The sequence below is a fragment of the Pseudomonas sp. DWRC2-2 genome (assembly GCF_049897885.1).
GTDB classification, from domain to species: Bacteria; Pseudomonadota; Gammaproteobacteria; order Pseudomonadales; family Pseudomonadaceae; genus Aquipseudomonas; species Aquipseudomonas azotoformans_A.
This window is the reverse complement of sequence record NZ_JAFCXD010000002.1, coordinates 1,312,377-1,336,375: the sequence shown is the minus strand read 5'-3', so window position 1 is coordinate 1,336,375 and position 23,999 is coordinate 1,312,377. Positions and strand designations below refer to the sequence as shown.

General features: G+C 61.8%; 22 protein-coding genes and 1 pseudogene. 9 read left to right on the top strand and 14 right to left on the bottom strand.

The features are described from left to right. The first annotated feature begins 82 nt into the window (after nucleotides 1-82). Both ACP7EW_RS14760 and ACP7EW_RS14755 read left to right on the top strand, forming a co-directional pair. Complete coding sequence (locus ACP7EW_RS14760; protein ID WP_033897703.1) at nucleotides 83-847, top strand: response regulator; 765 nt, start codon at nucleotides 83-85, stop codon at nucleotides 845-847. Next, entirely contained in the window at nucleotides 847-1,881 is a 1,035-nt protein-coding gene (locus ACP7EW_RS14755) for a sensor histidine kinase (RefSeq protein WP_426217916.1), read from the top strand. The genes ACP7EW_RS14760 and ACP7EW_RS14755 overlap by 1 nt, the downstream gene beginning before the upstream one ends. Here the strand turns inward: ACP7EW_RS14755 and ACP7EW_RS14750 are convergent. The 9 genes from ACP7EW_RS14750 to ACP7EW_RS14710 all read right to left on the bottom strand — a co-directional run bounded on the left by ACP7EW_RS14750 (nucleotide 1,878) and on the right by ACP7EW_RS14710 (nucleotide 9,724). Then, nucleotides 1,878-2,939: an AI-2E family transporter gene (locus tag ACP7EW_RS14750; protein WP_033897653.1), complete on the bottom strand. Its 1,062-nt coding sequence runs from the start codon at nucleotides 2,937-2,939 to the stop codon at nucleotides 1,878-1,880. The genes ACP7EW_RS14755 and ACP7EW_RS14750 overlap by 4 nt on opposite strands. Before the next feature lie 72 nt (nucleotides 2,940-3,011). Next, on the bottom strand, nucleotides 3,012-3,830 hold the full coding sequence (locus ACP7EW_RS14745) for a DUF4892 domain-containing protein (protein ID WP_177113620.1): 819 nt from the start codon (nucleotides 3,828-3,830) through the stop codon (nucleotides 3,012-3,014). A gap of 102 nt (nucleotides 3,831-3,932) precedes the next feature. Then, the gene (locus ACP7EW_RS14740; RefSeq protein WP_033897651.1) at nucleotides 3,933-4,787 is read right to left on the bottom strand and encodes an alpha/beta hydrolase; all 855 of its coding nucleotides are present in this window, start codon (nucleotides 4,785-4,787) and stop codon (nucleotides 3,933-3,935) included. Then, on the bottom strand, nucleotides 4,784-5,587 hold the full coding sequence (locus tag ACP7EW_RS14735) for an alpha/beta fold hydrolase (protein ID WP_033897650.1): 804 nt from the start codon (nucleotides 5,585-5,587) through the stop codon (nucleotides 4,784-4,786). The genes ACP7EW_RS14740 and ACP7EW_RS14735 overlap by 4 nt, the downstream gene beginning before the upstream one ends. A 97-nt stretch (nucleotides 5,588-5,684) precedes the next feature. Beyond that, nucleotides 5,685-6,128 carry a hotdog fold thioesterase gene (locus ACP7EW_RS14730; RefSeq protein ID WP_177075450.1) on the bottom strand — a complete coding sequence of 148 codons (444 nt, stop codon included), beginning with the start codon at nucleotides 6,126-6,128 and terminating at the stop codon, nucleotides 5,685-5,687. A 31-nt stretch (nucleotides 6,129-6,159) separates the two neighbouring features. After that, nucleotides 6,160-7,809, bottom strand: coding sequence for an AMP-binding protein (locus ACP7EW_RS14725; protein ID WP_426217912.1), 1,650 nt, complete (start codon nucleotides 7,807-7,809; stop codon nucleotides 6,160-6,162). Between the two features lie 85 nt (nucleotides 7,810-7,894). Then, complete coding sequence (gene sixA, locus ACP7EW_RS14720; RefSeq protein ID WP_033897647.1) at nucleotides 7,895-8,344, bottom strand: phosphohistidine phosphatase SixA; 450 nt, start codon at nucleotides 8,342-8,344, stop codon at nucleotides 7,895-7,897. Then, entirely contained in the window at nucleotides 8,341-8,688 is a 348-nt protein-coding gene (locus ACP7EW_RS14715) for a DUF4389 domain-containing protein (protein WP_426217909.1), read from the bottom strand. The genes sixA and ACP7EW_RS14715 overlap by 4 nt, the downstream gene beginning before the upstream one ends. 10 nt (nucleotides 8,689-8,698) lie before the next feature. Beyond that, nucleotides 8,699-9,724 (bottom strand): NAD(P)H-dependent glycerol-3-phosphate dehydrogenase, encoded by a 1,026-nt coding sequence (locus ACP7EW_RS14710; RefSeq protein ID WP_012723107.1) that lies wholly within the window; start codon nucleotides 9,722-9,724, stop codon nucleotides 8,699-8,701. 195 nt (nucleotides 9,725-9,919) lie between these two features. Here ACP7EW_RS14710 and ACP7EW_RS14705 point away from each other — a divergent pair, with 195 nt between their 5' ends. The 5 genes from ACP7EW_RS14705 to fabB all read left to right on the top strand — a co-directional run bounded on the left by ACP7EW_RS14705 (nucleotide 9,920) and on the right by fabB (nucleotide 16,866). Next, complete coding sequence (locus ACP7EW_RS14705; protein ID WP_426217907.1) at nucleotides 9,920-12,040, top strand: TonB-dependent receptor plug domain-containing protein; 2,121 nt, start codon at nucleotides 9,920-9,922, stop codon at nucleotides 12,038-12,040. A gap of 1 nt (nucleotide 12,041) precedes the next feature. Next, entirely contained in the window at nucleotides 12,042-12,971 is a 930-nt protein-coding gene (locus ACP7EW_RS14700; RefSeq protein ID WP_426217905.1) for an ABC transporter substrate-binding protein, read from the top strand. Then, nucleotides 12,968-14,869, top strand: a complete 1,902-nt coding sequence (locus ACP7EW_RS14695; RefSeq protein WP_426217903.1) for an ATP-binding protein — start codon at nucleotides 12,968-12,970, stop codon at nucleotides 14,867-14,869. The genes ACP7EW_RS14700 and ACP7EW_RS14695 overlap by 4 nt, the downstream gene beginning before the upstream one ends. Nucleotides 14,870-15,118: 249 nt before the next feature. Further along, complete coding sequence (gene fabA / locus ACP7EW_RS14690; protein WP_010211704.1) at nucleotides 15,119-15,634, top strand: 3-hydroxyacyl-[acyl-carrier-protein] dehydratase FabA; 516 nt, start codon at nucleotides 15,119-15,121, stop codon at nucleotides 15,632-15,634. An 11-nt stretch (nucleotides 15,635-15,645) separates the two neighbouring features. Beyond that, nucleotides 15,646-16,866 carry a beta-ketoacyl-ACP synthase I gene (gene fabB, locus ACP7EW_RS14685; RefSeq protein WP_017134470.1) on the top strand — a complete coding sequence of 407 codons (1,221 nt, stop codon included), beginning with the start codon at nucleotides 15,646-15,648 and terminating at the stop codon, nucleotides 16,864-16,866. Between the two features lie 107 nt (nucleotides 16,867-16,973). On the opposite strand, the gene ACP7EW_RS14680 is transcribed toward fabB, so the two are convergent. The 3 genes and pseudogenes from ACP7EW_RS14680 to ACP7EW_RS14670 form a co-directional block, all read right to left on the bottom strand. After that, complete coding sequence (locus tag ACP7EW_RS14680; RefSeq protein WP_371317968.1) at nucleotides 16,974-17,837, bottom strand: methyl-accepting chemotaxis protein; 864 nt, start codon at nucleotides 17,835-17,837, stop codon at nucleotides 16,974-16,976. Further along, nucleotides 17,829-18,599, bottom strand: a pseudogene (locus ACP7EW_RS14675) (MCP four helix bundle domain-containing protein); the annotation flags it as partial. The pseudogene ACP7EW_RS14675 and the gene ACP7EW_RS14680, both read right to left, overlap by 9 nt. Nucleotides 18,600-18,694: 95 nt before the next feature. After that, a complete protein-coding gene (locus ACP7EW_RS14670) occupies nucleotides 18,695-19,717 on the bottom strand; it encodes an amidohydrolase family protein (protein WP_426217900.1) in 1,023 nt (340 codons plus the stop codon). Between the two features lie 141 nt (nucleotides 19,718-19,858). On the opposite strand from ACP7EW_RS14670, the gene ACP7EW_RS14665 reads away from it, so the two are divergent. Further along, complete coding sequence (locus ACP7EW_RS14665; protein ID WP_033897639.1) at nucleotides 19,859-20,275, top strand: OsmC family protein; 417 nt, start codon at nucleotides 19,859-19,861, stop codon at nucleotides 20,273-20,275. A gap of 64 nt (nucleotides 20,276-20,339) precedes the next feature. After that, nucleotides 20,340-21,206, top strand: a complete 867-nt coding sequence (locus tag ACP7EW_RS14660; RefSeq protein ID WP_426217898.1) for a pirin family protein — start codon at nucleotides 20,340-20,342, stop codon at nucleotides 21,204-21,206. Between the two features lie 93 nt (nucleotides 21,207-21,299). Here the strand turns inward: ACP7EW_RS14660 and ACP7EW_RS14655 are convergent, their stop codons facing one another. Then, nucleotides 21,300-22,022 (bottom strand): dienelactone hydrolase family protein, encoded by a 723-nt coding sequence (locus tag ACP7EW_RS14655; protein WP_426217896.1) that lies wholly within the window; start codon nucleotides 22,020-22,022, stop codon nucleotides 21,300-21,302. 66 nt (nucleotides 22,023-22,088) lie between these two features. Then, on the bottom strand, nucleotides 22,089-23,993 hold the full coding sequence (gene htpG, locus ACP7EW_RS14650) for a molecular chaperone HtpG (RefSeq protein ID WP_426217894.1): 1,905 nt from the start codon (nucleotides 23,991-23,993) through the stop codon (nucleotides 22,089-22,091). Nucleotides 23,994-23,999: the final 6 nt, after the last annotated feature.

Here is a 23,999-nt window from a genome sequence, read left to right as displayed (position 1 = left end):
TCGCACGACCCACCGACCAGCACTTCCAGCCATGGGGCTGGACGCCTATGCTGAGCGCAACGACCAGGCAGATGATCGCATTATGCAGACCCCTTCCGTCTCTTTGAACGACGAGCAAAAAGGCGCGGTGATCGCCGATGACAAGCGCTGGAACACTCGTGCGCTGATCGTTGACGACGATGTGCCGATCCGCGAACTGCTGATCGACTACCTCGCCCGCTTCGGCATCCTGGCCACTGGCGTCACCGACGGCACCGCCATGCGCCAGGCCATGCAGGCTGAAACCTTCGATGTGGTGGTGCTCGACCTGATGTTGCCCGGCGAAGATGGCCTGTCGCTGTGCCGTTGGCTGCGTGCGGAGTCGGACATTCCGATCCTGATGCTCACCGCCCGCTGCGAGCCGACGGACCGCATCATCGGCCTGGAGCTGGGCGCCGACGACTATATGTCCAAGCCGTTCGAGCCGCGTGAGCTGGTAGCGCGGATCCAGACCATCCTGCGCCGTGTACGCGATGACCGCACCGAACAGCGCGCCAACATCCGCTTCGACACCTGGCGCCTCAACAGCGTGTTGCGCCAACTGGTGGCTGACGATGGCCTGGTGGTGCCGCTGTCCAACGCGGAATTCCGCCTGCTGTGGGTGTTCATCGAGCGTCCGCGCCGGGTGTTGAGCCGCGAACAATTGCTGGATGCCGCCCGCGGCCGCTCCATTGAAGCCTTTGATCGCAGCATCGACTTGCTGGTGTCGCGCCTGCGGCAAAAACTCGGGGACGATCCCAAGGCCCCGCAACTGATCAAGACCGTGCGCGGCGAAGGCTACCTGTTCGATGCGCGGGATATCGGTTGATGCGCAACACCTTCAACACGCTGTTCGGTCGACTGTTTGGCGTGTTGCTGGTGGCGATCGTGCTGGCCCACGTGTTGGCGATCTCCTGGTTTCGTTATTACGGCCCGCCCCCGCCGCCGCCCCAGGAAACCTACGTCGAACAGCCCGACGGTACGATGAAGCACCTGCCCAAGCACAAACGCCCGTGGTTTGGCGGCCCGGTGGTGCCGCTGACGTTCCAGTTCATCTCGTTGATCATCGCCGCCTGGTACGGCGCCAAGCTGCTGAGCCGGCCGATCCAGCGCCTGAGCGAGGCCGCCGAACGCCTGAGCCTGGACCTCGACAGCCCGCCCCTCGACGAGTCGGGACCGCGTGAGGCCCAGCAGGCCGCGTCGACCTTCAACCTGATGCAACGGCGCATCCGAGAACAGGTCAGCCAACGCGCGCGCATGCTCGGCGCGGTCTCCCATGACCTGCGCACCCCGCTGTCGCGCCTCAAGTTGCGCCTGGAACAGATCGAAGACACCCAGCTGCAAGGCCAGATGCGCCAGGACCTGGACGATATGATCGGCATGCTCGACGCCACCCTGAGCTACCTGCACGAACAACGCACCAGCGAAACCCGGCATTGGTTGGACGTGCAGGCGCTGGTCGAGTCCATGAGCGAAAACGCCCAGGACCAAGGCTGCGACGTACAATTCGCCGGCACCTGCGCGCCGCTGCAGGTGCAGCCGATGGCCTTGCGTTCGTGCCTCAACAACCTGATCGACAATGCCCTGCGCTATGCCGGTACGGCACGCATTGAGTTGGCAGACAGCCGCGAGGCCTTGGTGATCCGCGTGATCGATCACGGCCCTGGCATTGCCGCCGACAAGCGCGAGGCGGTGTTCGAGCCGTTCTATCGGCTGGAAGGCTCACGCAATCGCAACTCCGGCGGGGTCGGCCTGGGCATGACGATTTCCAAGGAAGCCGCCGAACGCCTCGGCGGTCGGCTGCACCTGGAGGAAACCCCCGGCGGTGGCTTGACCGCCGTGATGTGGTTGCCCAGGGCTTAAAGCGGTTTGTCTTCCCGACGCCCTTGGGCCTGGGTCGCGCTCCAATCCATCAACAGGCTGTAGGCCACCGCCAGCAGGGTCGGGCCGATAAACAGGCCGATGAACCCAAACGCAATCAAACCGCCGAACACGCCGAGCAACACGATCACCAGCGGCAGGTTGCCGCCACGGCTGATCAGGTAGGGCTTGAGCACGTTGTCCACGCCGCTGATGATGAAGGTGCCCCACACGCCGAGGAACACCGCGTAGGTGTAATCACCCTTCCACGCCAGCCAGGCCGTGGCCGGGATCCACACCAGCGGCGGGCCCATGGGGATCAGGCTGAGCAGGAAGGTGACGATACCCAGCACCAATGCACCCGGTACGCCGGCGATCCAGAAGCCGATCAACGCCAACAGCGCTTGGGCAGCGGCGGTGCCGATCACGCCGTTGACCACCCGTTGCACGGTGCCGGCCACCAGTTCGATGTAGTAGCCGGCGCGATCGCCGATCAAGCGTTCCAGCAGGCGGTGCACGAAGACCGCCAGGCGCGGCCCGTCCCGATAGAAAAAGAACACGAATACCAGGCTCAGGGTCAGCTCCAGAATCCCCCCACCGATTTGCGCACTGCGCGCCAGCAACCAATTACCGACCTGCCCCAGATAGGGCTTGATGCTGACCATCAAGGCTGCGCCCTGTTGGTCGATGCTGTCCCACATCGCCACCAGGCGTTCGCCCACGAACGGTATCGAACCCAGCCACGTCGGCGCCTCGGGCAAACCGTCGACCTGAATATCCTTGATCAAGCCCACGGCATCACGCACATGGTCCGCCAGGTTGAAGCCCAGCCACACCAGCGGCACTGCCACCAGCAACATCCAGCCTAGCGTCAGAATGCCCGCTGCCAGGGATTCCCGGCCGCCCAGCCAACGGGTCAGCAGGCGCATCACCGGCCAACTGGCAAACGCCAGCACCGCGCCCCAGAACAGCGCCGACCAGAACGGCGCCATCACCCAGAAGCTGGCACCGAACAGCACCAGCAGCAGGATTTGCACCAGGAGGCGATCGTTATTGAGCATGTAGGATCTCGAAAGGAAGACTGTAGGAAGACAGCTTAGGCGAACGGCACGGGTCCGTTCGCCCTGTTACGCCTAGCGTATCAGATGCAGGTGCAGGCCCTTGGCGTCACCTGTGCCGGTTTCCATGCGTGCAGCGCGCACGCCTTTGTCGACCAACGCCTGGCGCCAGGCTTCGGCGGTTGGGCCGGTCAGGCTAACGCGCAACGTGGCATCCAGGTTCAGGCCACGGGAAATCAGGGTCAGCCAGGTGTCGTCCGGGTCGCCGCCCAATGCCGGGAAATCCAGCTCGCCGGTGCTTTTCAATTCCCGCAGCAGGGTCGCTGAGGTGGGTAGCAGGTCGGCCAGCGGCGCGTTGGCGTCCAACTGTTCTACGTGCAGGTAAGCGCGGCGGTTGCCACGGGTGATGCCGTACAGCGCCACCAGGGAGTTTTCCTGGGGAGCCGCGAGGCGCAGCAGCAGGTATTCCTGCTGCCCGTCGGCACCGACCAGCTTGGCGTTGCCGAACACTTCATTGGCCCACAGGCTGCTTTCACCGCAATCGCGGGCCTGGCACCAGAACAACAACTGCGCGCCCTTCTCCTGCAAGGCTTCACGCGTCGCCTTGAACGCGGCGCTGGAGCTGTGCTCGGCGGGCAGTTCATAGGTGATGGCGGTGGTTTGGCCACGGGCGGTGGCCTGGCCTTCATAACGCAACTGGCCGCTGATCTTGCGGATCGCGCCCATGGGGTAGATACGTTCTTTTTCTTCGGCGGGACGGTAGTCGACGATTTGCGAGTCGACCTGGCGGGCCACGGTGGGCAGGTCCTGGCTGCCCGGTACGTCGGCGGCGAATACCAGTGGGCTCAAAAGGCTCAAGCCCAGGATACGGATACATCCGTTACGCACGCTCATAAGATCAACGAGCCCTGGCCATCGGAGGTCGCAGCGGTGTTGAGTTTGTTCATGGTTGACTCCCTTTCAATCCGCCCAGCCTCGGCAGTTGACCGCCCCAAGTCAAGGCGCGGAGAAGAACCGATTGAAACAGTCTGCAACAAGGACCGCGCCGGACTCATCATTCAGGTGTAAATGATGGCCGCCTGGCAGCGTGGTGACCGTAAAGGGCAGCTGGGAAAGCAATTCGGAATGTTTCGCCAACATGCCGTCAGCAGCGACCACCAACTGGGTAGGACAACCCACGCGTCGCACGAAAGCCATCGCCTGTTCCTCAGTCAGACGAACCGGCGAAGCCAGGGTCAGTCGGCTGTCGGTACGCCAGGTGTAACCGCCCGGCACTGGCATCAAACCGCGCTGGGCCAGCCGTTCGGCGGCTTCGCGGCTGACCGCCACCACGCCTTTCATACGAGCCTCGACCGCTCGATCCAGGGTGTTGTAGACCGGCTTGCGCTTGTCTTGCAGGTTCAACTGCGCCTGCAAGGCCATGCCCAGTCGCTCGGCGGCGTTCTCGCCGCTGGCGGTGGGCGGGATCACACCGTCGATCAATCCCAGGTGTGTCACTCGCTCCGGTAAAGCTCCGGCCAACACCAAGGACACGATGGCGCCAAGGGAATGGCCAAGTAATGCAAAACGTTTCCAGCCCAGTTGTTCAGCGACTTGCAACACGTCAAAGACGTAATCCCACAAGGCATAACCGGCACCGGTAGGACGATGCGCCGAATGCCCGTGCCCGGCCATGTCCAATGCAACGATACGCAGGCCCTGGAGTTTCGGCGCCAGCCGCGCAAAGCTGTTGGCGTTGTCCAGCCAGCCATGCAGGGCAATCACCGGCAACCCGTCCTCGGGCCCGAACAGATGGGCCGCCAGTTCGATATGCGGCAGGCTCAGGCGCACTTCTTCGACCGGCGTGCTCATGCGCAGCTGCGCTCACGGGCTTCCCAGCGGGAGAACAGGTTCTTGATCAAGGTCGCGGTGTCCTGCGGGCGCTCAAGGGGGAACATATGGCCGCCGGGCATGGTGAGCATTTCGCCCATGGGCAGACGCCCGACGCCGCTGGCGTGGTGACGCATCACCACCCGGCTCTGCCGGCCGCGCACCACCGCCAGTGGCACCTTCAACTGGCGCACTTGGCCGGGGCTGGTGTGGGGCACGCCACGGTAGATGCTGATTTCGGTGGCCGGATCGAAACGCAGGCGCAGGCGATCGCCCACTTGCAACAGCCCGTGTTGCAGGTAAGCGTCGAAACATTCGGGGTCAAAGCCACGGAACAGGGTCTTGCCGGCGAAATAACTGCGCGCCGCGTCCAGGTCGCTGAACTCTTCTCGACGGCCCAGGGTGCGCCCGGCCGGGGTCAGGCGGTCGATAAACCCGAAGCGCTTGGCCGCGCGGATCACCCAACGGTCGGCGCGGGTCAGCACCGGCGAATCCAGCATAACGACGCCGCGATACAACTGCGGGCAACGCATGGCCGCGTGCAGGTGCAACACGCCGCCGAGGGAATGGCCCACGCCCCACACCGGTTCCGGTTGCTGTTCCAGGTGGTGGATCAGCTCGTCCACCAGGTTCTGCCAGTTGTCGTCCACCGGAAACCTGGGGTCGTGACCGTGCTGCGGCAGGTGAGCCACCGCATATTCCGGGGCCAGGGCGGCGAACAACTTGCCGTAGGTGGCCGAGGGGAAGCCATTGGCGTGGGCAAAAAACACGTGCTGCGACATACCGGATCCATCTACAAAAACAGAGATTGATTGTCACCATGCCCGGCCGGCACAGCAATGACTGTAACTGCCAGGAATGATGACACTCACGCCACGCCTATCGCGCCGGTGGGTTCTCGCCCAGCGGCACCACGGCCATGGTCAGGCGCGACACGCAACTGGCCTTGCCCTCATCATTGGTCAGGCGGATGTCCCAGACCTGGGTCGTGCGGCCAATATGAACGGCCTTGGCCACCGCCGTCACCCGCCCGCTGCGCACACCGCGCAGGTGATTGGCGTTGACCTCCAGGCCCACGCAATAAAACTTGCTCGGGTCGATGCACAAGTAGGCCGCCATGGAGCCAACGCTCTCGGCCAACACCACCGAGGCGCCGCCATGCAGCAAGCCGTAGGGCTGATGGGTGCGATGGTCGACCACCATGCTCGCGGTCAGGGAATCGTCGTCGAAGCTTTCAAAACGGATGTCCAGCAGTTCACCGATGGTGTTTTTCTGGATCGCGTTGAGTTGGTCGATATTCGGTTGGGTGCGCCACAGGCTCATGGGGATTGTCCTTATTGGTTTTATTACGGCCCTAATCCTGCCACAGAACCGTTTCGGAACGCTCGCTCCATGTCTGGAAATATTCGCCGTAAACCGATTCGATCACGTTGCGCTTGATCTTCAAGGTCGGCGTCAGAAAGCCGTTTTCCACCGCCCAGTTGTCTTTGACCACCACCAATTGGCGCAGGCGTTCATGCTTATCCAGCGCCTGGTTGACCTGTTCCAACCAGCGCTCCAGGCTGGCACGCAGGGCTGGCAAGCCGTCCCCACCCGCCGATAACACGCACAAGCCTATCGGCGCGATCAGTCCCTCGCCCACCACGCACACCTGCTCGATACGCGCATGCTCGGCCAGGCGGTTTTCAATCGGCGCCGGCGCCACGTATTTGCCTTTGCTGGTCTTGAAGATTTCCTTGAGTCGGCCGGTCAGGCGCAAACGCCCCTCAGCGTCCTGCTCGCCTTTGTCGCCCGTGCGCAGGAAGCCGTCGGCGGTGATGGTTTCGGCAGTTTTCTGCGGGTCCTTGAAGTAGCCGAGCATGGTCGCGCCGCTGCGCACCTGCACTTCCCCCGCCGGGTCGATGCGCACTTCCACACCGGGGCACGGCAAGCCGATCCAGCCGAGGGTCTGCTGGCCGGAGCGGCAGACATGGGAGTAGCCACAACTTTCGGTCATGCCATACACCTCAAGCACATCCAGGCCCAGGCGTTGATACCAGCGCAGCAACGCCTCAGGCACAGGCGCCGCTCCCGAAAGCGCGATACGCAACGCGTCCAGCCCCAGGCCGGCGAGCACCTTGTGGCCCACGCGTTTGCCGATGAAGGGCAGGCGCAGCAAGGTATCCAGGCGTTTAGCGGGTATTTTGGCGTAGACGCCCAGCTGGAATTTGGTCCAGATGCGCGGCACGCCAAACAGTGCGGTCGGACGCGCCCTACGCAGGTCTGTCAGAAAGGTTTCCAGGCTTTCGGCGAAAAATACCGTTTGCCCGGTGTAGATCGAGGCCATTTCCACAAACATCCGTTCCGCCACATGGCACAGCGGCAGGTAAGACAGCAATCGGTCGCCCTCGCCCAAGCCAAACAATTCGGTACCACGGGTGGCGGCGAACCCCAGCGCGCCGAAGCTGTGCATCACGCCCTTGGGCAGGCCGGTAGTGCCGGAGGTATAAATGATGGTCGCCAGGTCCGAGGCGACCGGCGCCGGGTCATCCTGGATCGGTGCACAGGCTTGCAGGTCGGCCCAGCTGAAATCGAACTCGCCCGCTGGGCACAGCGGCAGGCTGATGGTCGGCACATCCGCAGGCACGCCGGGCGCCATGGCCGGCCAGTCGTCAAGCTTGCCGATAAACACCAACGCCGCCTCGGAATGAGTGAGCACATGGGCGACAGAGTCGGCGGTAAGGTTGGGGTACAGCGGCACCGAGACATGCCCGGCCATCCAGATCGCCAGGTCGGCGATGATCCAGTGCGCACAATTTTTCGAAATCAGCGCGATGTGCGAGCCCTGGGGCAACTCCCGGGCGCGCAACCAGTGCGCGGCGCAGCGCGCCTGGTGACCGACGTCGCCCCAGGTGAGGCTTTGCACCTGGCCACCCCCCACCGGCTGCACCAGAAAGGTTTGGCGCGGATGTCGCGCTTCACGTTCGAAGAAGACCTGCAACGGCAAACGAAAAGCGACGGGCATGGGACGCGCTCCTTTGTGGTACGACGATAGCCAACCAAGCACTTGCTTGGTTGACTATATAGCACACACAAAGCCGCGATAAAGCCTACGGATTCTTCACGCTGACCAGGCTCATCAGCCCCGCCAGCGGGAAATCTCCTTCCAGTTCCGCCAGGCTGGCGGTGTGCATCGGCTCCGGCTGGCGCTGGTGACCGTGCTGCAGAAAGCTTATCAGGCTGCCCACCAACGGCTGGTGGCTGACCAGCAACACATTGTCATCAGTGTCGAGCTGTTCCAGCACCTGCAACGGGTTGCCCTCGGGGGTCAGCCACGGCACGGTGCGGATCTCCGGCTCGAAGCCCAGCGCTTCACGCACCAGGTGTGCGGTCTGCTGCGCCCGCACATAGGGGCTGGCGATGATGGCGCTGAGGGGCTGGCCGATCAGGTGCGCAGCACTGCGCAACACTTCGCCACGGCCATGCTCGGTAAGGTTGCGTTCGGCATCGGTGCGCGCGTGCCCTTCGGCCTCGCCGTGGCGCAGGATCCACAGCTTCACAGTTTCGGTTCTTCATCACGCACCGGGTGCGGCGCTGGCGGCACGCTGTGGGCGGCTTCGCCCTCGGGTGCGCGCGGAGTCGGCCAGTCGGCGAACGGCCACGGTTTCTGCTCGGTGTGGAAGCTGCCGAAACGGCCGATCTGCGCCAGGAACTGGCTGAGGTTGTCGCCAAAGTTCATCAGGCCCAGGTTCGGGGCGCCGTAGACCAGGCGGTAGATCAGCTGCACCACCACCAGCGCGCCGAGCAGGAACTGCGCCACTTGCCACACCAGGGCAAACACCAGCATCCACAGGATGCGCAGGGCAATGGATTCGTACTTGGGGGCTGTTTTCGGATCGTTCATGACGCGTTCCTCAGTTGAAACCACTGGTGGAAATAAAGTCGACATCGGTCTTGGGCTCGGCACGCATCAGCAACTCGATGACCTGGTTCAAGGTGCGCCCTTCAAACAGGATCGCGTGCAACCCGGCGACCAGCGGCATATACACGCCGACTTCCTGGGCCTTAGCCTTGAGCACCTTGAGGGTATTGACCCCTTCGGCGACTTCGCCCAGGCGGGTCACTGCGTCTTCCAGGCTCAGGCCCTGGCCGAGGGCAAACCCGACCTGGTAATTGCGGCTTTTCGGCGAGGAGCAGGTGACGATCAAGTCGCCCACGCCCGCCAGCCCCAGGAAGGTCATCGGGTTGGCGCCCTGGTTCACCGCAAAGCGGGTCATCTCGGCCAGGGCGCGGGTGATCAGCATGCTCTTGGTGTTTTCACCCATGCCCAGCGCCACGGCCATGCCGGCGATGATCGCGTAGACGTTTTTCAGCGCACCGCCCAGCTCGACGCCAAAACGGTCGCTGCTGGCGTAAACGCGGAACGTACGGCCATGCAACACGGCCTGGACGCGTTCGCAGAGCTCCTCATCTTCACTGGCGACCACCGTGGCGGTCAGCGCGTGTTCGGCCACTTCCCGTGCCAGGTTCGGCCCGGACAGCACGCCAATGCGCGCCTGGGGAGCGATTTCTTCGAGGATTTCGCTCATCAGCTTGAAGGTCTGCGCCTCGATGCCCTTGGTCAGGCTGACCAGCAGCTTGCCGGCCAGACGCTCGGCGTGGGGCGCCAGCACCGAGCGCAAGGCGCTGGAGGGCAGCGCGACGAAGCACAGGTCGCACGCTGTGAGGGTTTCCAGCAGGTCGGTGACCGGCTCGACCGCCGGATGAATCTTGATGCCTTTGAGGTAACGCGGATTTTCCCGGTGCACCCGAATGGCCTCGGCCTGTTCGGGATCGCGCATCCACTGGCGCACAGCGTGGCCGTTCTCGGCCAGCAGGTTTGCCACGGCGGTACCAAAACTTCCGCCTCCCAGGACCGCAATAGGGCGCTGTTCAGTCATATGCAATCCGTTAATCCATACCAGTGGCGATGGCGGCATTATACGGGCCGACCCGCTGGCGGCCAGCCCCCGCATCAATTCGTGCGTTTGTCGGAAAATGCCACATTTTCATGAAGCAATTGCAAGTCCGACGACTGGCAAAAGGCCTCACCTCAGTTAACATGGGCGGCTATCCGCAATTATCAAGGCCGTGCCGTGTATTTGGGCCCTCCTCCTCGCTCATCCCTCTGGTTGATGTTGTTGTGCAGCGCACCGACGCTGGCCGACGACCTGTTCCTCGACAGCCAGCCGCTGCCCCAGGTATTGACGGCCACGCGCCTCAAGCAGTCGGCCGCCGCTGTACCGGGCAGCATGACCGTGATCGACAGCGAGCTGATCAAAGCCAGTGGCGCGCGGGACATCAGTGAGTTGCTGCGCCTGGTGCCGGGGATGATGGTCGGTTACACCACCGGCAACCAGGCGGCGGTGAACTACCACGGCACCAGCGCCAGCGACGCGCGGCGCATGCAGGTGTTGATCGACGGCCGCTCGGTGTACCGCGCGGGCCTGGCCACCGTGGACTGGAGCGACATTCCGGTGGCCATGGAAGATATCGAGCGCATCGAAGTGTTCCGTGGCCCCAACACCGTCAGCTACGGCGCCAATGCCTTGATGGCGGTGGTGAACATTCTTACGCGCTCGCCGGCCAACAGCCACGGTACGCGGGTAAAAGTGGTGCGTGGCGAACGCGGTATCAACGACTTTTATGCCAGCCAGGGCGCGGGCTGGGAAACCGGCGACTTGCGCCTGTCCCTGTCCGGGCAGCAAGACGACGGCTTCGACAGCGATGCCTCCGGCGCCGACCGCCGCGACAGTCGCCGCCTCAGCCGCTTCAGCCTGGCAATCAGCCAGACGCTGAACACGCAGCAAAGCATCGACGTGCAACTGGACGCAAAGGAAGGCACCAACCAGCGGCCGTATACCTACAGCCCTGTCTTTGCCGGGATTACCGAAGGCGGTAACAATTCTGACGTCACCGCCAAGGACTATGCCGGCTCCCTGCGCTGGAACTTCGACTTCAACCCTGAGCACAGCCTGTATATCCAGGGCTCGGCCCAGCAATGGGACCGCCAGCAAGTGTGGAAAGCCTGTGACGCCAAGGTCTCGTTCAGCCCCGAGCTGACCCAGTTGTGGCAGATGAACCCCAACTACGCCGAACTGCTGGCGCGCCACATGGACACCTACAGCCAAGGCAGCGCACCACCGGGCAGCGCCGCCGAACAGGCGTTGGCCAACCAAGTGCTGCAACAGTGGCGCAACGGTGCCAGTCAAAGCGTGTGCGGCGACATCGACCAGAGCACCCGCGAGAGCCGCTACGACCTGGAGATTCAAGACACCCTCAGCCTGTCCGACAGCCTGCGCCTGGTCAGCGGTATGAATTATCGCTATGACCGTGCTGACTCCGACACCTACTTCAACGGCACCTTGGACGACACCACCTGGCGCCTGTTCGGCCAGTTGGAATGGCGCGCCAGCGAGCATTGGCTGCTGCAAGGCGGCGCCATGTATGAAGACACCCACCTGAGCGGCAACTCGCTGACGCCACGGGTGGCGGTCAACTACCTGATCAACCCGCGCCACGGCCTGCGCGCGGTGTACTCCGAGGCAATCCGCTCGCCGGACATGTTCGAGAACAACGTCAACTGGAGTTATCGCGTCACCAACCTCAGCTCCCCGGCCTACGGACAGACCACCGGGCAATACTTCGTAAAGACCCGGGGCCCGGGCAACCTCGATAAAGAGATGATGAAGTCACGGGAACTGGGGTACAACGGCTTCTTTGCCGACATCGGGCTGAACATGGACGTGAAACTGTTCTACGACGAGATCACCGACATGATTAGCTCGCCGCTGCGCAATAACCAGTACATTGCCAGCAACGCCAACAGCGCGCGGTTTACCGGCGCCGAATCGCAGTTCGACTGGCGCGTGAGCAACGCTGATCGTCTGCGGCTCACCTATGCTTACGTCGATGCCAGCAGCAGCAACCCGCTGGACAAAGCACAGACCGCGCGCAACAGTGGCTCCGCCGGCTGGTTGCGTGAGTGGGGCCAGGGTTGGTCCAGCGCGCTGTTCTACTATGGCGATGACGCACTCAACCAATATCGCTTCGAACGGGTCGACCTGCGGGTGGCCAAGCGCATTGCCCTGGGCAAAGCCAACGTGGAGCTGGCCGGCATGTTGCAGGAACGCCTCGACAACCAGCCCACCACCTGGGCTGACAACAACTATGACCATCGCCACGTGCTCTACTTCAGTGCCGAGCTAGAGTTCTGACATGGGCGACTCGTCACGGATGACTGGCCTGTTGATCACTCGGCTCTGGCGGCGAGCCCTGCTGCTCGCCTGCCTGCTGTTGGCGGCGCCGGCGTGGAGCGCCGACATCTTGCTGACCGCCGCCGAAGACGGCGCCGGTGTGCAAGCCTTTGCCCAGGCCCTGGCCCAGCAACGCCCTGAAGACCGAGTCACCTTCACCGCCCTTAAAGATTTGCCAGCACCCGGTCGACTGCCGGCCAACACCCGTCTGATTTTGCTGGACCTGCCCGGCCTCGACTGGCGCCTGCAAGAGCCTCAGGGCCCACCGACCCTGGTGCTGCGCATCAGCCGCCTGCAAGCCCATCAGCGCCTGGGCAGCATGCCGCACCCACGCATCAGCCTGCTGTGGAGCGACCCACCGCTGGATCGCCAACTGCGCCTGATCGCGGGCATCCTGCCGCAGGCGCGGCGCATCGGCGTGCTCTATGGCGCCGACAGTGAGTTCCTGCTGCCCGAGCTGCGCCAGCATGCCACGCCGCTGGGCCTGGAGATCGTGCCGCAGCTGTGGGACAACATTAATGACAGTCGGCCGCTGCAGACCCTGTTCCGCAACAGTGACGTGCTGCTCGGCCTCGACGACCCGCAGTTGTACAACCCGAAAACCGCGAAGAACCTGTTGCTGAGCAGTTACGCCCAGCAGTTACCGCTGATAGGCCCGAACGCAGGCTTTGTGCGGGCCGGCAGCCTGGCCAGCACCTACAGCGACCAGGCCGACTGGCTGGCCGTGCTCGACCGCCTGCTCGACCACTCGCCGGCCAACTGGCCGCGCTCGCTGTACCCGGAACGCTTCAAAGTCGTGGGCAACCCGCAAGTCGCGCGCTCACTGGGGATCGAACAGGTGGACGAAGCCAGTGTCGGCGCCCGATTGGCCGAAGGAGAAAAACGCCCATGACCTTGCGTCGTCGTTGGGACATCAACACGCGAACCCAGCTCATCACCCTGGGCCCGGCGCTGTTGCTGACGTTGCTGTTGATCAGTTTCTTCACCTTCGTGCGTATCCAGGATTTGCGCCAGGAACTGGACCACACCGGCCAACTGATCGCCAACCAATTGGCACCCGCCACCGAGTACGGAGTGATTTCCGGCAACAATGACGTGCTCGACAGCCTGTTGCGCGCCACGCTGGCCACGCCCCATGTGCGTTTCCTGGAGATCCAGGACAGCAGCGAAAATATTCTGGTGTATGTCGAGCAACCGTCGGAGAAGCACGACCGTTCGCTGTCGGTGAAAGTGTTCCAGGCGCCGATCCGCCTGCAACATATCCAGCTGGGCAATGATTTTTTCCAGGACAACCTCAATGAACCCAAGGCCCCGCGCGCGGACTACCTGGGCCGGGTGATCGTCGGCATGTCCAACGATGCGTTCAGCCAGCGCCAACAGGAGATCCTGTTCAAGGCCGGCATCCTCGCGCTGTTCGCCCTGCTGTTTACCTTCCTGCTCGCACGGCGCCTGGCCGCCAGCCTGTCGCAGCCGATCAGCGCCATGGGCCATGCGGTGAAGGCGATCCAGCAAGGCGACTACCAGACGCAACTGCCGATTGTGGATGACTCGGAGCTGGGCGACCTGTCGCGGCATATCAACAACCTTGCCGAAGGCCTCAACCAGGCCAGTCGCGAACAGCAACAGGCCATGGCCCAGTTGATCCAGACCCGCGAAGAAGCCGAGCGCGCCAACAACGCCAAGTCAGACTTCCTGGCCATGATGAGCCATGAACTGCGTACCCCCATGAACGGCGTGCTGGGTATGTTGCAGTTGCTGGAAACCACCGAGATGACCGAGGAACAGACCGAATACGCGGCGCTGGCGTCGGAGTCCACCGAGCATTTGCTCAAGGTGATCAACGATATCCTCGACTTCTCGCGGATCGAACGCGCCGCCCTGGAGCTGGAGCATATTCCGTTCAACCTGGCGGACCTGATCAACAGTTGCGCCCAGGCCTTCCAGCACAGCGCCCAGCAACGTGGACTGGCGCTGCAACTGGCGATCCCGCTGGGGATGGACGCCTTGCACGTGCAGGGTGACCCGACGCGGATCCGCCAGATCCTGGTGAACCTGATCGGCAACGCCTTGAAGTTCACCGAGCACGGCTGCGTCAGCGTCGAGCCCCATTGGCAGACCCTCGACCATGAACTGGTGTGGTTCACCTGCACCGTGCGCGACAGTGGCATCGGCATTTCCGCCGAACGCCTGGAGGCGATGTTCGACGCGTTCCAGCAGGCCGACAGTTCCATTTCAAGACGTTACGGCGGCACCGGCCTGGGCCTGCCCATCGCCCGTACCCTGGCCGAACGCATGGGCGGCACCCTGCGCGCCCATAGCGAGGAAGGCCGCGGTTCGGTGTTCACCCTGGAAATTCCCCTGGCCATCGACCAGCACAGCGTGCCGGCGATTGCCAACGACGCCGACGGCAAAGCCAGCGCGGGCGATGGTCGCCATGTGCTGCTGGTGGAAGACAACCCGGTCAACCGCACCGTGGTCGAAGCCATGCTGCGCAGCCTGGGGTTTGAAGTGAGCCTGGCCACCGACGGTGCCGAAGCGATCCGCAGCGCCGAGAGCCTGATTTTCACGGCAATCCTGATGGATTGCCGGCTGCCGTTGATCGACGGCTACGAAGCCACCCGGCAGATTCGTCAGTTGCCGGGCTGCGCCGACTTGCCGATCATCGCCCTGACCGCCAACGCCTTACAGGGCGACCGTGAAGCCTGCCTGGCAGCGGGAATGAACGATTACCTGGCCAAGCCGTTCAAACGCACGGATTTGCAGCAAATCCTACAGCGCTGGGTGCAATAGCGCCGCGCCATCAGCCAAGTCTGACTGGCGTGAAAGACGAAAGTGCGGCAGTCTTAGGCACCCGAACGGGCCGATAAACAGGCCCGGTTTAAAATTTCAGTGAACAAGTGTACATTCAGTACCTTACCGCTGTGACTTTCACTACAACGCAATAGTCTATGTGTAGGCTGCCGACATGAGGCATGAACGCTTCATTCGGTTCGGGAAGATTTACCCTACCCTGCCGCATGGGATTATTGAGGAGCTCGCATGACCAAACAAAACGCCTTTACTCGGGAAGACCTGCTGCGCTGCAGTCGCGGTGAGCTGTTCGGCCCAGGTAACGCGCAACTGCCCGCCCCGAACATGCTGATGGTGGATCGCATCACCCATATCAGCGAAGAGGGTGGCAAGTACGGCAAAGGTGAATTGGTCGCCGAGCTGGATATCACCCCGGACCTGTGGTTCTTTGCCTGCCATTTCGAAGGCGATCCTGTCATGCCAGGCTGCCTGGGCCTTGACGCCATGTGGCAGTTGGTCGGTTTCTTCCTCGGCTGGCAAGGCTTGCCGGGCCGCGGTCGCGCCCTGGGTTCGGGCGAAGTGAAGTTCTTTGGCCAGGTCCTGCCGACCGCCAAGAAAGTCACCTACAACATTCAAATCAAGCGCGTCCTCAAGGGCAAGCTGAACCTGGCCATCGCCGATGGTTCGGTGAGCGTCGACGGTCGCGAGATCTATACTGCCGAAGGCCTTCGGGTCGGCGTATTCACATCCACTGACAACTTTTAAGGGTTATCCGCATGCGCCGCGTCGTTATCACTGGTCTGGGCATTGTTTCTTGCCTGGGCAATGACAAAGAGACCGTCACCGCTAACCTGCGTGCAAGTCGCCCTGGCATCCGCTTCAACCCGGAATATGCCGAAATGGGTCTGCGTAGCCAGGTTTCCGGCTCCATCGACCTGCCCCTCGAAGAACTGATCGATCGCAAGATCTATCGCTTCGTCGGCCACGCTGCCGCTTACGCCTACCTGGCCATGAAAGACGCAATCGCCGACTCCGGCCTGAGCGAAGACCAGGTTTCGAACGTACGCACCGGCCTGATCGCCGGTTCGGGCGGCGCATCGACCCTGAACCAGATGGAAGCGCTGGACATCCTGCGCGAAAAAGGCGTGAAGCGCGTTGGCCCGTACCGTGTCACGCGGACCATGGGCAGCACCGTTTCCGCCTGCCTGGCCACGCCGTTCCAGATCAAGGGCGTTAACTACTCGATCTCCTCGGCCTGCGCCACCAGTGCACATTGCATCGGTACTGCGGTTGAGCAGATCCAGCTGGGCAAGCAGGACATCGTGTTCGCCGGCGGCGGTGAAGAAGAACATTGGAGCCAGTCGTTCCTGTTCGACGCCATGGGCGCACTGTCCACCCAGTACAACGAAACCCCGGAAAAGGCCTCCCGCGCCTACGACGCCAAGCGTGACGGTTTCGTCATCGCCGGCGGTGGCGGCATGGTGGTGGTCGAGGAGCTGGAACACGCCCTGGCCCGTGGTGCCAAGATCTACGCGGAAATCGTCGGCTACGGCGCCACTTCCGACGGCTACGACATGGTTGCCCCGAGCGGTGAAGGCGCCATCCGTTGCATGCAGATGGCCATGTCCACCGTTGATACCCCAATCGACTACCTGAACACCCACGGCACCTCGACTCCGGTCGGCGACGCCAAGGAAATGGAAGGCGTGCGTGCGGTATTCGGCGACAAGGCTCCGGCGATCAGCTCTACCAAGAGCCTGTCGGGTCACTCCCTGGGCGCTGCTGGCGTTCACGAAGCGATCTACTGCCTGCTGATGATGGAAGGCAACTTCATGGCCGGCTCGGCCAACATCGACGAGATTGATCCGGTGGTGGCTGACATGCCGATCCTGACCAAGACCGTTGAGAATGCGAAAATTGACACCGTGATGAGCAACAGCTTCGGCTTTGGTGGCACTAACGCTACCCTGGTGCTGAAACGCTGGCAGGGCAAGTAAGCCCTGTAGCTTGACTGCATGAAAAAGCCCCGACTGGTTCGGGGCTTTTTTGTGGGCAATAGCCAACCCTGTGGCGAGGGAGCAAGCTCCCTCGCCACAAAAAGCAGTTACACCGAAAACCGCGCCACCATGGTGTTCAAATCCACCGCCAACCGCGACAACTCCTGGCTCGCCGCACTGGTCTGGTTCGCCCCCGTGGACGTCTGATGCGCCAAATCGCGAATGTTCATCAAATTGCGGTCCACCTCACGCGCCACCGCTGCCTGCTGCTCTGATGCGCTGGCGATCACCAGGTTGCGCTCGTTGATCAAGGTGAACGCCGAGGCGATTTCCTCCAGTGCCGTGCCCGCCGATTTGGCGATGTCCAAGGTCGAGCGTGCACGGGTGTTGCTGTGTTGCATCGAGCTGACCGCCTGATCGGTGCCCTGTTGAATCCCGCTGATCATCTGCTCGATTTCCTGGGTCGACTGCTGGGTGCGATGAGCCAAAGCCCGCACTTCGTCGGCCACCACCGCAAACCCACGTCCGGCATCCCCGGCACGCGCCGCTTCAATCGCCGCGTTCAACGCCAGCAGGTTGGTCTGCTCGGCAATCGAGCGGATCACGTCCAACACCTTGCTGATGCCATACACCTTTTGCGCCAGGTCCTCGACCTGGGTCACGTTGTCGGTGACATCGGTGGCCAGCGCCTCGATTGACACCACGGTCTGATGCACCTGCTCACGCCCATGCTGGGCAATGCGGTCGGACTCGCGTGAAGCCTGAGACGTGGCCACCGCGTTGCTTGCCACCTCCTCCACCGCCGCCGTCATCTGATTCACCGCCGTGGCGGCCTGCTCGATTTCCTGGTTCTGCTGGTGCAGGCCGCGAGTGGCATCTTCAGTCACGCAACTGAGCTCCTCCGAGGCGGACGCCAACTGGTTCGACGATTCGGCAATACGCCGGATGGTGTCGCGCAGGTTGTCCTGCATGCCCTTGAGCGCCTGCTGCAGGCGCGCCGGCTCATCGTTGCCACTCACATGGATCTCGCCGGTCAGATCGCCACTGGCCACGCCCTGGGCGACTTTCAGCGACTGGGCCAGGGGCAACACGATGCTGCGCGTCAGCCACACGGCCAGGCCGATGGTGATCAGTGCGGTGAGCACGATCATGCCGATCACCCAACTGCGCGACTGGCTGAACACACTTTGTGCCAGGCTGGCAGCCTGATTGGCATTGGCTTTGTTGAGGTTGACCAGGTCGTGCAAAGTCTTGGCCATCTCATCGGCAAGCTGATTCATCTCACCGTTGACTACCCGGATCGCGTCTTCCAGTTGATTGGCCTTGGAAAACCCCACGACCTGCTCCTGACGTTGCAGGTACTGCTGCTCCTGGGCCTTGAAGCGATCAAACAGCGTGCGCTCCTCGGGCAGCACGATCAACGCTTCGTAGAGCGTTTGCGCATGGTGAAGGCCGTCTTTGAGGTCGCTGAGTTTTTGCTCGTTCTGCGCCAACGCCTGGGGATCGCGGTTGACCAGCAGGCGCAAGGTCAGCGCCCGGATGCGCAACAGGTCCTGGCTCATCTCTCCCACGGCCATCACGCTGGGCAGCCAGTTGTTTTCCACCTGATCCGACTGTTGGCGCATATTGGCCATCTGCAACAAGGCGAAACCGCCCAGGGCAAATACCATCAACGCCAATAGGCCAAACCCCAAGCCTGCGCGCGGGGCGATATTCAGACTTCTGATACTCATGCCTTGGCTCCTTCCAAATGCGCTGCATCCATTTGCAGCTGGCTCTTGAAAGGTATCGGCCTATGAGCGCCTTTGCGTAAGACGAAAACGCGATATCAACGCGCCAGTCCATCGCGGGTAGCTTTAGGCAGGATGGCCAGGAAGTTGTCCCGCGCCACTTTTCGGGCGACGGCCTCCGGCAAGGCATCCAAAAAGGGATCGAAGCTACGCATTTTCTTTCCCAACTTGTTGAAACGCCCTACTACGTCCGAACCCAACATAAACCGCTCTGGGAAGCGTGCCACCAGCGCTACCCACTCGGGGCGAGGCTGGCCGGCATCATCCAGCAGATACGGCGTGAGCATGCTCCAGGACAGGTCGATGTACAGGTTGGGATAGGCCTCCAGCAGGCGACTCAAGGTCGGCAGTAAAAAGTCCATCTGCACCTGATGACGATGGATTTCCTTGCTGGTACCGGCATGGGCCCAGATAAAGCGGGTGTGCGGATGGTTGCGCAGCGGCTCTTCCACTTCGGCCAGGTACAGCGGGTTGCGCTCGCGCTTGGAGGTGATGTTGGAGTGCAGCATCACTGGCAGGTCGTTTTCTGCCGCCAAGTGATAGATGCGGGTCATGGCTTCGTTATTGGCGCGCGGGGTGTCGCCAGCAGTGATAGCCGTAAGGTCATCATGGCGCGTAAAGACCTCGCCGATGCCCTGCCACAGCCCTGGGTTGAGGTCGAGCATGCGCTGGATATGGGCGGCCGAGTTCTTATCGTTAGGGTTGAAGCCGGACAGGAACGGATGGAAGTGGCGGCGTTGCTCGGGGGTCAGCTTGTTGACCGCTGCGGCGACGATCACGTCAGTGGCGCTGTACCAGTAGGCATCGGCGTCATCACCGGCGTAGTAACGCGGCCGCTTGGGTTCGTCTTCGTGCCATTTTTTCGCAACGGGTATGCCGGAAATCATCACATGCTCAATGCGATTTTCCGCCATGGCCGTGAGCAGCTTGTCCATGCCGGCGGTTTCCTGAAAGAAATCCACGTAATGCAGGTGCGCATCGCTGTAGGCATAGTCGCGGGCCTGCGCAGCAAGGCTGCTGGCGGTGAGCAACAGGGCAAGCGTCAGGCGGGTCCAGGGCACGATAAAACCTCGATAAGGGCTGATACGGGTAGACCTTGCTCACGCTGCCAGGGTTCATCCGGCAAAAAAACGCGGAACACCGAAGTGCCAGCATGCTCTATAACTGCATGACCTTCATCCTGCCACCTTGTGAGGTTTACCATGCCTGTTACCGTGAATACCCTGAACCAGGACAACTTTCGTCATAGCGTCAATATCAATAACCACGAGTTGTTTACCGACCTGCCCAAAAGCCTGGGCGGCGACGATTCGGCGCCCTCCCCCCACGACTACTTCGATGCCGCGCTGGCATCGTGCAAAGCCCTGACCGTCAAGCTCTACGCACAGAAGAAAGACATCCCGCTGACCGGCGTGACCGTGGAAGTCACCCACGACGCCACTGAAGAGCAGAAAGGCAAATACAAACTCAACGTCAAGCTGACGCTCAAGGGCGTGCTCACCGACGAGCAACGCGACGAACTGCACCGTGTGGCGGATCGCTGCCCGGTGCACAAGCTGATGACCACTGCCGAAGTCACTATCGAGACAAAACTGTCGGAAGGCGCCTTCAGCCAATAGCAGCAACATCCTACCGAGCGGGTTATGCTCAGCTTCATCTAACCCGCTCAGACTGGGACGTGCCATGACCCCCCTCACCGTGATCCGCCCTCGCCTCGAAGACGTCGAAGGCCAACCGATCCTGCGTCCGCTGCCGTCGCGGGAATGCCGCAGCGTCGGGCCCTTTGTGTTCTTCGACCATATGCTGCTCACTCGTTACGCACCGGGCGATGGCATGAATATCCGCCAGCATCCGCATATCGGGCTGTCGACTCTCACCTATCTGTTTGAAGGTGCTTTGCAGCACAAGGACAGCCTGGGTTCGGATCAGGTGGTGCAGGCCGGTGATGTGAGCTGGATGACCGCCGGCAGCGCGATTGCCCATGTCGAACGCACCCCCGAGCCGCTCAAGGCCAGCGGTTTTAGCCTGCACGGGCTGCAAGTGTGGCTGGCCTCGCCCAAGGACCATGAGACGGGACCGGGGCATTACAGCCATCACCCGGCAGCGAGCCTGCCAGTGAGTGACAACCTGGGCGTGCAGGTCCGCATGATCGCGGGCGATGGGTTCTGCCTCAAGTCGCCGGTGCCGGTGCTGTCACCCACACTGTACGCCGAGGTGCAGATGCAGACAGCCACGACGCTGCTGGTTCCGGATGAGCATGAGGAACGAGCGGTGTATGTGCTGGAGGGTGAAGCACAGTTGGACGGTGAACTGCTTGAGGCGCATAGCCTGGTGGTCTTGCCCGCCGGTCAGGAGATGACGCTGTTCGCCGAGAGCGATTGCCACTTGGTGGTATTTGGCGGCGCGCCGTTGGATGGGCCACGGCGGATCAATTGGAATTTTGTCGCGAGTGATCCGGCGGTGATCGAACAGGCCAGGCAGCGCTGGACGGCTGGGGATTGGCCGACGGTGCCGGGGGAGTCTGAAAGAATCGAGTTGCCGGTGAGATAGCATTCGCGAGCAAGCCCGCTCCCACATTTTGAACTGACCCCAAAATGTTGGAGCGGGCTTGCTCGCGAAGAGGCCAGCACAGGCGCTGAAAAATCAGCCCTGGAACACTTCATCCAACAAATCATGCATCGACTTGAACGCCCGCTTGGCCGTCTTCGCGTCATACATCATCTTGCCCGGCACATTGGCATGGGGATCGGTGAAGGAATGCACCGCACCGCCATAGCTCAGCAATTGCCAATCCACACCGGCCGCGTTCATTTCATCTTCGAACGCCGGCAGTTGCGCTTTCGGCACCAATGGATCGGACGCACCATGCAGCACCAGCACTGAACCCTTGACGTGCTTGGCACCGGCCGAGTTCTGGGTGTCGATGGTGCCGTGGAACGAGACCGCCGCCTTCAAGGGCGCACCGGTCCGCGCCAGTTCCAGCGAGCAGAAACCGCCAAAGCAGAAACCGAAGGTCGCCAGCTTCGAAGTATCAACCTCGGCCTGGCCCTGCAACTGCTCAAAGGCAGCTTCCATACGCTTGAGCAACTGTGGATTGTCATTTTTCAACGGCATCATCGCCGCGCCAGCTTCATCGCCATTCGACGGACGCACGGTCTGCCCGTACAGGTCGGCGATCAGCACCACGTAGCCCTTGCTGGCGACGCTCTTGGCGATCTCTTCGGCACCCGCACTCACCCCCATCCAGTTCGGCGCCATGAGCAGGCCCGGCAGCGGGCCCTTGTGGCTGGCATCGAACGCGAGGCGGCTTTCATAAGACTGGCCATCAATCTGATAGACCACGGAACGCACAGTGACTTGGCTCATCATTTACTCCAGTTGAGGTGCACTAGAACGAAAAAACCCGCCGAAGCGGGTTTTTCTACATCAGGGTCAAACCGACAGTTCAACCAACAGCTTGTTCAGGCGGCGCACATAGGCGGCCGGGTCTTTCAAGCTGTCGCCAGCGGCCAGGGCCGCCTGGTCGAAGAGGATGTGCGACAGGTCGCCAAACCGCTCTTCGCTTTGCTCGCCGTCGAGTTTCTCGATCAGCGGGTGAGCCGGGTTGAATTCGAAGATTGGCTTGGAATCCGGCACCTTCTGGCCACTGGCTTCGAGGATCTGGCGCATCTGCATGCCCAGGTCCGCTTCACCGATAGCCAGGATCGCCGGGGAGTCGGTCAGACGGTGGGAAACCCGCACTTCGCTGACCGCCTCGCCCAGGGACGCCTTGATCCGCTCAACCAGGCCTTCTTTGGACTTGGCGACTTCTTCGGCTTCTTTCTTCTCTTCTTCGGAGTCCAGGTTACCCAGGTCCAGGTCACCACGGGCCACGTCGACGAAGGACTTGCCGTCGAACTCGTTGAGGTAGCTCATCAGCCACTCATCGATACGGTCGGTCAGCAGCAGCACTTCGATGCCTTTCTTGCGGAAGACTTCCAGGTGCGGGCTGTTCTTGACCTGGGCGTAGGTTTCGCCGGTCAGGTAGTAGATCTTGTCCTGACCTTCCTTGGCGCGTGCCAGGTATTCGGCCAGGGACACCACTTGCTCGCCGCCTTCTTCGTGAGTCGAAGCAAAACGCAGCAGGCCGGCGATTTTTTCCTTGTTGGCAAAATCTTCCGCCGGGCCTTCTTTCATGACCTGGCCGAAGTTTTTCCAGAAGCCTTTGTATTGCTCAGGCTCGTTCTTCGCCAGTTTTTCCAGCATGTCGAGGACACGCTTGGTCAGCGCCGACTTCATGGAGTCGATGATCGGGTCTTTCTGCAGGATTTCCCGCGACACGTTCAGCGACAAATCGTTGGAGTCGACCACACCTTTGATAAAGCGCAGGTACAGCGGCAGGAAGGATTCCGCCTGGTCCATCACGAACACACGCTGCACATAGAGCTTCAGGCCTTTCGGCGCTTCACGCTGGTACAGGTCGAACGGGGCACGGGCCGGTACGTAGAGCAGCGAGCTGTATTCCAGCTTGCCTTCGACCTTGTTGTGGCTCCAGCTCAGCGGGTTTTCGTAGTCGTGACCGATGTGCTTGTAGAACTCCTGGTATTCCTCGTCCTTGATCTCGGTACGCGGACGGGTCCACAGCGCGCTGGCGCGGTTGACCACTTCCCATTCCTGGGCAGGAGCCTCTTCGCCTTCGGCAGCCGCTTGTTCTTTCGGCAACTCGATTGGCAGGGCGATGTGATCGGAGTACTTCTTGACGATGTTGCGCAGGCGCCAGCCATCGGCAAATTCGTCTTCGCCGGATTTGAGGTGCAGGACGATTCGCGTACCACGGTCTGTCTTGTCGACAGTGGCGATTTCGAATTCGCCCTCGCCTTTGGACGACCAGTGCACGCCTTCGCTGGCGTCGAGGCCGGCACGACGGCTGAACACTTCCACTTGGTCAGCCACGATGAAGGCAGAATAGAAGCCCACGCCGAACTGGCCGATCAGGTGCGAATCTTTCTTCTGATCACCCGACAGGTTCTTCATGAAGTCGGCCGTACCGGATTTAGCGATGGTGCCCAAATGGGTAATCGCGTCTTCGCGGTTCATGCCGATGCCGTTGTCTTCGATCGTGACGGTCTTGGCGTCCTTATCAAAGCTCACACGGATTTTCAGTTCGGCGCCACCTTCCAGCAACTCAGGCTTGGACAGGGCTTCGAAACGTAATTTGTCGACAGCGTCAGAGGCGTTCGAGATCAATTCGCGAAGGAAAATTTCCTTGTTGGAATACAGCGAATGGATCATGAGGTGCAGCAGTTGCTTCACCTCGGTCTGGAAGCCCAGGGTTTCCTTTTGAGTTTCCACACTCATGGTCAT